Annotated in this window: 7 protein-coding genes; 3 read left to right on the forward strand and 4 right to left on the reverse strand. The window is 72.1% G+C overall.

Features of this window, described 5'->3' with window-relative positions:
- Positions 1–75: 75 nt before the first annotated feature.
- The gene (locus ARTHRO9V_RS09830) at positions 76–1,833 is read right to left on the reverse strand and encodes a pyruvate dehydrogenase (protein WP_159826861.1); all 1,758 of its coding nucleotides are present in this window, start codon (positions 1,831–1,833) and stop codon (positions 76–78) included.
- 83 nt (positions 1,834–1,916) lie between these two features.
- On the opposite strand from ARTHRO9V_RS09830, the gene ARTHRO9V_RS09835 reads away from it, so the two are divergent.
- A complete protein-coding gene (locus ARTHRO9V_RS09835; RefSeq protein ID WP_056048200.1) occupies positions 1,917–2,189 on the forward strand; it encodes a mycoredoxin in 273 nt (90 codons plus the stop codon).
- Between the two features lie 7 nt (positions 2,190–2,196).
- Positions 2,197–3,234, forward strand: coding sequence for an NAD-dependent epimerase/dehydratase family protein (locus ARTHRO9V_RS09840; RefSeq protein ID WP_236557014.1), 1,038 nt, complete (start codon positions 2,197–2,199; stop codon positions 3,232–3,234).
- Between the two features lie 307 nt (positions 3,235–3,541).
- Here the strand turns inward: ARTHRO9V_RS09840 and ARTHRO9V_RS09845 are convergent, their stop codons facing one another.
- Positions 3,542–3,937, reverse strand: coding sequence for a VOC family protein (locus ARTHRO9V_RS09845; RefSeq protein ID WP_056048202.1), 396 nt, complete (start codon positions 3,935–3,937; stop codon positions 3,542–3,544).
- Positions 3,938–4,091: 154 nt separating this feature from the next.
- Here ARTHRO9V_RS09845 and ARTHRO9V_RS09850 point away from each other — a divergent pair, with 154 nt between their 5' ends.
- Positions 4,092–5,045: a hypothetical protein gene (locus ARTHRO9V_RS09850; protein ID WP_148053714.1), complete on the forward strand. Its 954-nt coding sequence runs from the start codon at positions 4,092–4,094 to the stop codon at positions 5,043–5,045.
- Positions 5,046–5,157: 112 nt separating this feature from the next.
- On the opposite strand, the gene ARTHRO9V_RS09855 is transcribed toward ARTHRO9V_RS09850, so the two are convergent.
- Both ARTHRO9V_RS09855 and ARTHRO9V_RS09860 read right to left on the reverse strand, forming a co-directional pair.
- Entirely contained in the window at positions 5,158–7,290 is a 2,133-nt protein-coding gene (locus ARTHRO9V_RS09855) for a DEAD/DEAH box helicase (RefSeq protein WP_056048208.1), read from the reverse strand.
- 380 nt (positions 7,291–7,670) lie between these two features.
- On the reverse strand, positions 7,671–9,230 hold a 1,560-nt coding region (locus ARTHRO9V_RS09860), incomplete at its 5' end, for an FAD-dependent oxidoreductase (RefSeq protein ID WP_370516194.1).

The following is a 9,230-nucleotide window of genomic DNA, read 5'->3' on the forward strand; positions in this document are numbered from 1 at the left end:
GCGAGGCGTCCCCCGCGTGCGCCCCGCGCCTCCTGACCCCTCGACAGCGAGGGGGCAGGAGGCGCGGCGCCGACCTCAGGGACGCGGCACGTTGCGCAGGTTCGACCGCGCCATGGCCACGGCCTCGCCCGCGCCGCCGTTCATGACGATCTTCGACATGGCGAGCGAGAAGCCCTTCACCTGGGCGCCCGTGATCGTCGGGGGCAGCGAGAGCGCCTTCGGGTCGGTCGCGATGTCGACGAGCGCCGGACCGTCGTGTTCGAAGGCTGCCTCGTAGGCCGCCAGGAGGTCGCGGGGGTCGTCGACGTGGACGGCGTGGATGCCGATGGCGCGTGCCACGGCGGCGTAGTCCGTGTAGGGCACGTCGACGCCGAAGTCGGGGAACCCGTCGACGAGCATCTCGAGCTTGACGAGGCCGAGCGTCGAGTTGTTGAACACGACGATCTTCACCGGCAGCTGGTACATCTGCGCCGTGACGAGTTCGCCCATCAACATGGACAGCCCGCCGTCGCCCGAGATCGAGACGACCTGGCGATCGGGGTAGGCCATCTGCGCGCCTAGGGCGTGCGGCAGGGCGTTGGCCATCGAGCCGTGCAGGTACGAGCCGAAGATGCGCCGCCGCGGGGTCGGGGTGACGTAGCGCGCGGCCCAGACGTTGCCCATGCCCGTGTCGGCCGTGAAGATGGCGTTGTCGGCGGCGACCTCGTCGAGCAGCGAGGCCGCGTACTCGGGGTGGATCGGCCGCATCTTCTCGACGTTCTTCGTGTAGGCCCCGACCGCACCGGTCATCAACTTCTCGTGCTTCTTGAGGGTCTTCTCGAGGAACCTGCGGTTCTTCTTGCGCTTCACGAGCGGCATGAGCGCCCGGAGCGTCGGGGCGATCGCCCCGTGGACGGGCACCTGCACGTCGGCGCGACGACCGATCACGGCGGCGTCGACGTCGACCTGGGCGATGGTGACCGTCGAGGCGTCCGGCAGGAACTGCGGGTACGGGAAGTCGGTGCCGAGCAGCACGAGCAGGTCGGCGTCGTGGATGCCCGCGTGGGCGGCACCGTAGCCGAGCAGGCCGGTCATGCCGACGTCGAACGGGTTGTCGTACTGGATGACGTCCTTGCCCCGCAGGCTGTGCCCGATCGGGGCACCGACGAGGTCGGCCAGGGCGATGATCTCGTCGTGCGACCCACGACCGCCCTCGCCGACGAAGAACGCGACGGTGTCGGCCTGGTTCACGGCATCGGCCAGGGCCTGCACGTCGTGCCGGTCGGGCACGAGCTCGGGCGGGCGGACGCTGACGTAGGCGGGCACCTTGCCGCCCGCGTCGAGTTCGGCGATGTCGCCCGGCAGCGTGATCACGCTGACGCCCTCGCCCGCCAGGGTGTGCCGGATCGCGCTGGCGACGACCATCGGCGACTGCTCGGCCGACGAGATCATCTCGCTGTAGCCCGAGCACTCGACGAAGAGGCGGTCGGGGTGGGTCTCCTGGAAGTAGTCCGAGCCGATCATCGTGCTCGGGATGTGGCTGGCGATGGCCAGGACCTTGGCACGGCTGCGGTTGGCGTCGTAGAGCCCGTTGATGAGGTGCAGGTTGCCCGGGCCGCACGACCCGGCGCAGACGGCGAGCTCGCCGCTCATCTGGGCGTCGCCCGAGGCCATGAACGCCGCGGCCTCCTCGTTGCGGACGTGGATCCAGTCGATCCCGCCCTTCGCCGAGCCGCCCGTGCGACGCACGGCGTCGACGATCGGGTTCAGGCTGTCGCCGACGATGCCGTAGATCCGGCGGACGCCGGCGGTGACGAGCTGGGCGATGATCTGGTCGGCGACCGTGTCTGCCATGGTGTTCCCTTCGTGGTGCGTGCTGGTACGCCTCCCAGACAACTCCCCCGGCGCTCACCGCCGACCGGGCTTAACCTGGGGTGATGAGCGACATCGCGAGCACGTACGTCCCCGAGTCCGGCACCATCACCATGTTCAGCACCTCGTGGTGCGGCTACTGCGCCCGCCTCAAGCAGCAACTCGGCAAGCAGGGCATCGCCTTCACCGAGGTCAACATCGAAGAGGTCCCCGGCACGGCCGAGATCGTCGAGAAGGCCAACGGCGGCAACCAGACCGTGCCGACGATCGTCTACCCCGACGGCTCGACGGCCACGAACCCCTCGCTCGCCGACGTCCAGGCCAAGCTCGGTCTCTGACGCCGTCGTGGGCCCGACCGGCACGACCTCCTCGGCACGTCGCCCCCTGCGGCTGCTGATCCTCGGCGGCACCGCCTGGCTCGGTCGGACGATCGTCGAGGCCGCCCTCGCCGGCGGCCACGACGTCACGTGTCTCGCCCGCGGGTCGTCCGGCGACGTCCCCGAGGGCGCGGCGTTCGTCCGGGCCGACCGTCGCACGCCCGGGGCGTACGACGCCGTGCTCGAGGGCGGACGACGCTGGGACGCGGTCGTCGACCTGAGCCGCGACGCGTCGCACGTGCGTGACGCCGTCTCGGTGCTCGAACCCGCCAGCGCCTCCTTCGTCTTCGTCTCGAGCGTCAGCGTCTACGCCGACACCGCGACCACCGGCGCGGACGAGACGGCGGCCCTCGTCGACGCCGACGAGTCGGACTACGGCGGGTCGAAGGTCGCGGGCGAGCGCGCCGTCGTCGAGGCGTTCGGTGCCGACCGGTCACTGCTCGTCCGGGCGGGCCTCATCGGCGGACCGGGCGACCACACGGGCCGCACGGGCTGGTGGCCGCTGCGCTTCGCCCTGGCCGCCGCGTCCTCGGAGCCCGATCCCGTGCTCGTGCCCGACGTGCCCGGCCTCGACGTGCAGCCGGTCGACGTCCGGGACCTGGCGAGCTGGATCGTCGCGTCCGTCGAGCGAGGTCTCTCGGGGACGTTCGACGCGGTGGGCGACCGTCACCCGCTGACGGACCACCTCGCCGCGGCCCGCCGGGTCGCCGGCCACACGGGCGAGGTCGTCCGGGTCGACGAGGCCTGGCTCGACGCACACGGGGTCGGGCCGTGGGCCGGGCCCCGGTCGATGTCCCTCTGGGTGCCCGTCGCCACGCACGCTGGCTTCGGCGCCCGGTCAGGAGGCGCGAGCCGGGCCGCCGGGCTCGTGCCGCGCCCCGTGGACGAGACGCTGCGCGACGTCCTCGCGTGGGAACTCTCGCGTCCCGGCCCGGCGGGCCCCCACGGCGCGGGGCTCGAGCCCGCCGACGAACGCAAGCTGCTCACCGCCGCCCGCGACCGCTGAGGCCGACCCCCGCTCTGCCACTCTTTGCCGGTCTCTGCAAGCCGCGCCCCGCTCGTCGCACGCCGCCCCGCCGCCCGCCGCCCGCCAGCCGCCGCCCGCCGCCATGCAGCGCACCGCGTTCCGTGCAGCACGCCCCCTCTAGTCGCGGTGCGGTGAACGAATCGCGGTGCGATGCCGGCAGGCGGCCCGGTCCGGCGCGTCCTGGGTAAAAGGCCCCCGCGCGTCCGCACCCCGTTTCGTGCGCCACACACCGTCTAGTCGCGGTGCAGTGCAAGAAACGCGGTGCCGTCGCAGCAGGCGGCCCGTGTCAGCTCTGTGCGGGCGGGGCGAAGAACTCGATCTGGTTGCCGTCGGGGTCCTTGATCATGAGGGCGTGGCCGAAGTCCGCGTCCTGCAGGTCGGACTCGATGCCGACCGACGTGGCGTGCTCCTGCCAGGCGACGACGCCGTCACGATCGGTCACGGCCAGGCCGATGTGGTCGAGCCCGGGGACGGTCGGGTCGAAGGCCGCGCTCGATCCCCCGGTGTAGGCCGTCACCCCGAGGATCTGCCCGTTGCCGACGGAGAAGATGCGGCGATCGAGGCCGTCGAGTTCGATGCGGCCGACGGGGCCGGCGCCGAGCAGCTTCTCGTAGAAGGCGAGGCTCGTGTCGAGGTCGGAGACGGTGATGGCGACGTGGGCGTAGCCGGAGAGTTCGGGCATGGGGTGCTCCTTCGGTGGTCGGGTGTTCTCCGACCCACCGAACTCGCCTCGACTGAGAACGGCCTCTCGTCCCGCGCTCCGCCGTCCCCCGCATCCCTCCACAGGGTGGCGAGATCCGATCCCGGAGTCCGCTCGCGCCCGAGACGATCGACGCGTGACCACCCACGAACGAGACCTTCGTTCCCTCCTCATCCGCTCGCGGTTCGACGATCCGTCGGAACGCCGAGCCCACGCGCGTGGCGAACTCGTGCGCGTCGCGCCCGGACGCTACGTCGAGTCGGCGGCCTGGCGGGGCCTGCGCCGCGAGGAACGCCACGCCGTCCGAACGGCGGCCGCGGTCGGCCGGATGCGTGACGCGGTCGTCGTCTCCCACACCTCGGCGGCCGCGGTGTGGGGCATGCCTGTGCTCGGCCCGCCGCTCGCCCGCGTCTCGACGACCGACCCGGCGCGCGCCCGGACCCACACGGGTGCGCACGTGACGAGGCATGCGGCACCGCTGCTCTCGGACGAGGTCACCAGTCATCGGGGTCTCCTCGTGACCACGCCGGCCCGGACGGCCGTGGACGTCGCTCTGAGCGGGACACGCAGCCAGGCCGTGGCCGTCCTCGACCACTGCCTGCGACGTCGGTTGTGCACGCTGGCCGAGTACCAGGCGTGCCTGCTGGGACGAGACCGTGTCCGGGGCTCGACCCGCGCCTCCTGGGTCGCCGAGTTCGCCAGCCCCCTGGCCGGTTCCGCCGGTGAATCGGTCTACCGGGTCGCCCTGGACGGTCTCGGATTCCCGGCACCCCGTCTCCAGGAACGGCACGTCGACGACGAAGGGCTCATCGGGTTCACCGATTTCGGGTGGGAGGCCTACGGCGTGTACGACGAGTTCGACGGCTTCGTGAAGTACCTCGACCGCGAGATGCGGCACGGGCTGACGGCGGAGGAGATCGTGGTCCTCGAGAAGGTCCGTGAAGACCGGCTGAGGGGGCTGCCCTACGTGAACCGGGTGACACGAACCGTCTGGCGCGATCTCGCGCGTCCGCAGCGGATCGTCACACGGCTCGAGCGAGCCGGCCTCCCGCGCGTCCACACCGCGAATCGTGCACGGCACCGTGACTAGTCGGGGTGCCGTGCACGAAACGCGGTGCGTCGAGGTGCGGCGGTGTGTCGCGGTGCCGTGCACGAAACGCGGTGCGTCGAGGTGCGGCGCGGTGCGGCGGGGTGAGGGCGGGTCAGGCTTCGAGGGCCTCGGTGAGCAGGGCGACGAGGGCCGAGAGCTGCACGTCGACGGAGTCGACGACCTCGGAGTCGTCGCCGTCGAGTGCCCGGGCGGCGAGGCCGGCCTTGCTGTCGATCAGCTCGGCGATCTTCGTGTCGATCGTCTGCGCCGCGATGACGCGCCACGCCGTGACCGGCTCGGCCTGGCCGATGCGGTGCACGCGGTCGATGGCCTGCGTCTGCTCGGCGTCCGTCCACGACAACTCGGCCAGCACGACGTTCGAGGCGACCTGCAGGTTGAGCCCGACGCCGGCCGCGGTCAGCGAACAGACGACGACCTCGACCTCGGGGTCGTTCACGAAGGCGTCGATCTGACGCTGTCGGACGGCCGGGGTCTGGTCGCCGCGGATCGACGAGTACTTGATGCCCCGCTTGGCGAAGGTGGCCTCGGCGACGTCCATGACGTCGATGTGCTTGGCGAAGAACACCACCTTGCCGACGTTGCGGGCGAGCTGGGCGGTGTAGTCGGCGGCCAGGCCGGCCTTGGCCTGACCGATGCGGCGCACCATGCTGAAGACGTTCTCACCCGTGCTCGACGCGCTGGCGTCCTCGAGCTCCCACTTGGCGACCTGGCGGACGAGGTCGTGATCGATGCCCTCGACGCGGACGCCGGACGTGCGGGTGGTGAGCGCGGTGCGGTACTTCTGCACCATGCGGCGGGCCAGCTCGCGTTCGGCGTCGCGGATGGACCGGCCCACCTCGTCGTCGAGCTCGACCGGAAGGTCGGCGATGCGGCGGGCGGGGATGTCGGAGGCGACGTCGACCTTCTTGCGACGGACGATGCCGAGGTCGATCACGATCTCGCGCGCCGACGAGAAGAACCCGGGGTCGGCGGGGGTCAGGCCGACCTCTTCGAGGCGCTCCATCAACTCGGCGGCGGGCTTCTTGTCGCCGATCCAGCCGAGGAACTCCCAGATGGCGCGGAAGTCCTCGATGTCGTTGATCAACGGGGTGCCGGTCAGCGCCATGAGCAGCGGGTGGGCGGTGCGCGACCGGATGCGCTGGGCGAGCTGCAGCACGTGCCTCGACCGCTGCGATTCTTTGTTCTTGATGAAGTGGGCCTCGTCGACGATCATGCCCTTGAAGCCGAGCTCGCCGAGCCAGCCGACGTGACGGTCGAGCACCTCGTAGTTGACGATGACCACGTCGGCGAAGGCGTCGAGCTTCTCGCCGTCGCCGTGGATGACGGTCGCCGTGCGCGTCGGCGTCCACAGCTGGACCTCGCGGGCCCAGTTCGTCTTGACGACGTTCGGCACGACCACGAGCAGCGGGTACGCCGCGGCCGCCTGGGCGGCGAGCAGGGCCTGGGCGGTCTTGCCGAGGCCGGGCTCGTCGGCGAGCAGGTAGGTGCGGTGGCCCTGGCGGGCGGACTCGACGAGCTGCGCCTGGTGGTGCATCAGGGTGGCGCCCGCGGGGGCATCGACCGTGGTGGGCTCGGGCAGCGGCATGCAGGCCGAGCCTCCCCCGGCGCCGTACTCGAAGGACTTGAACAGGGGGCCGAAGAGCTCCCAGTTCGCGAGCCGGCGCGGGTGCGCCTCGCGGGCGACCTCGGCGAGCGCGAAGTCGGGCGGCAGGAACGGGTTCGCCAGCTGCCGCGAGATGACCGACTGCGGGACGACCTGTCGCTCGGAGGTCGGCGCGACCGGCGCCGCCTCGGTGACGATGATCTGCTGCTCGGGCTCGAGCTCGAGCCCGGCCGACATCTGCATGTCGCGCTTGAGCGTCTTGGCGGCCTCGCTGACCGTGGCCGCGTCGCCCAGCAGGGTGATCAGGGACGTGTCGCGGGCGGCGGTCTTGGCCAGGATCTGGGCGACGCCGTCGAGGCGCTTCATCTGCTCGGCGCGCTCGGACTCGCTGATGGCCTTGTCGACCTTGACCCGGGCGCGTTCCTCGCGCATGAGCAGGGCGATGACCTGGAACTTGGTGCGGCTCGAGGGCTTCACCTGACCGCGTTGCGCGGCGGCCTCGACCTCGCGCACCGCACGGGCGAGGACGGGGATCAGCCCGTCGTTGTCGACCTCGCGGCGACGGTTCGGACGCTGGGCGGTGCGGGTACCACCCGATTGACGCTGGCCTGGTCGAGCCAAGGCTCCTCCTCGTGGTCGACGCGGGACGTCGACGGTGCTGTGCCGCCGTGTCGGCGGAGGGTGCTGCGCGGGACGCCGAGAGGCTCGGCGACCCGGACGGACGACGACCGAGAGGGTCGCGCCGGATGCGTGCGGGGCGGGGTGCCGCGCGATGGACAGCTGTACCGGCTTCGCGACGGGCGACCTTCGTGGCGGGCAGTCCGACGACGGCACGTGCCCCGAAGCCCCGTCACGCCGAGGTGTCGACTCGCACCGGAGGAGGCGCGGACCGGAGAACACCCGGGCGGTGAAGCTGGGGACAGTTTACGCGTACGACGCGCCGGTACGCCACCAGCGCCTCCTCGTGTCTCGGGGCCAGGTGGCGACGGACCGGCGGCGCGTCAGCCGCGACGACGCAGGCCGCGGGTCGCCGGTCCTTCGAGCACGCTGCCGTCGGCGGCGAACCGCGACCCGTGCAGCGGGCAGTCCCACGACCGTTCGGAGTCGTTCCAGGTGACGATGCCGACGAGGTGCGGGCAGATCGCCGACACGGTGCACACCTCGCCGTCGACGGTCGAGCGCGCGACGGGGGCGAAGCCACCCGAGCGGCCCACTTCGCCCTGGCCCTCGGCGGGGGCGACGGCGACCAGACGGCGGGTCATCGCGCCGGCCCAGCCCTTGGCCGCCCACCACGCGTCGGCCGCGTTGATGCCGATCCCCGACGCGATGGCGATCGGCGTCGTGACCCGCCCGTGCAGCGTGGTCATCCAGGGCTGCGGGTCGCCGAGCACGTCCGACACGAGGGTCATCGCGGCCTGGACCGCGTTCGTCAGCCCCCAGTGCTCGTAGCCGGTCGCGAGGTAGATGCGGCCCCGACCCCGCGGCAGCCAGCCGACGAACGGCACGTGGTGCGGCGTGCCGTAGTCCTGACCGCTCCACGAGTGGGTCGGCCGCGCACCCGGCCAGTGGCGCGTCGTCCACTCGGCGAGGTCGTCGACCATCGCGATCGTCGAGGAGGCGCGACCCACCGGGTGCCGGTTGCCGCCGGTCACGAGGCGGTCGCCCACCGCGGAGAACGACCGGGTGGGACCGTCGACCGCCTGGTACATGCCGTCCGGCAGGTCGTCGACGCCCTCGAAGGCCAGGCCGTAGGAGCGCTCGCTGCGGAGCTTGGCGAAGTAGAGGCCGCGGTCGAGCACGGGGCTGCCCGTCGTGACGTGCACGCGGCGGCCGCGGACGTCGGGACCGTCGCTGTGGGTCACCGTCGGATTCGTCGCGTCGACGCCGGTGACGCGCACCCCCTCGACGACGACGCCACCGAGCGCCCGGACGTCCGCCACCAGCGCGACGATCGCCTGCACGGGGTCGAACTGCGCCTGGTCGGGCAACCGGAGTCCGCCGGTCGTGCCGAACGGGAGGTCGAGGCCGAACTCCTTGACGACGGGGAGGCCGGCCTTCCTCGCGACGAGGTACTCGTCGTCGACCGTGGCGAGCCCGGCCCGGGTCGTCGCGTAGCTGAAGGCGTCCCGGCGCTCGACCTCGACGCCGGCCTCGTCGAGGTAGTCGACCATCCAGTCGAAGCCCGCCCGGTTGGCCGCGACGTAGGCGTCGACGACGCTCTGGTAGGTGTTCGTGCGGATGCGCTGGAGCTGCCTGCCCTGCAGCAGCGACATCGACGCGGACCCGCTGCCGCTCGCGACGCTGCCGACCGTGCGCGCCTCCAGGACGGCGACCCGGTGACCGCGACGCGCGAACAGCAAGGCGGTGACGAGTCCGGTCAGGCCCCCGCCGACGATCACGTCGTCGTAGACGGTCTCGGGGTCGATCCTGTCGGTGGTGACGTCGGGAGCGGCGTCGAGCCAGGGTGACGGCATGGGGGCCTCCGGGTGCGCGGGTGGGTGCTGCGCGCCACGGTAGGCCCGTCCGCCCGTCCGTGGGTGCGCGGCGGACCCGTCCGTGGG

The sequence above is a fragment of the Frigoribacterium sp. 9N genome (genome assembly GCF_902506305.1).
Classification (GTDB): Bacteria; Actinomycetota; Actinomycetes; order Actinomycetales; family Microbacteriaceae; genus Frigoribacterium.

Coding starts and splice junctions, on each gene's coding strand:
- ARTHRO9V_RS09845 (WP_056048202.1), bottom strand. CDS start 3,937: ATGCCCGAACTCTCCGGCTACGCCCACGTCGCCATCACCGTCTCCGAC.
- ARTHRO9V_RS09830 (WP_159826861.1), bottom strand. CDS start 1,833: ATGGCAGACACGGTCGCCGACCAGATCATCGCCCAGCTCGTCACCGCC.
- ARTHRO9V_RS09835 (WP_056048200.1), top strand. CDS start 1,917: ATGAGCGACATCGCGAGCACGTACGTCCCCGAGTCCGGCACCATCACC.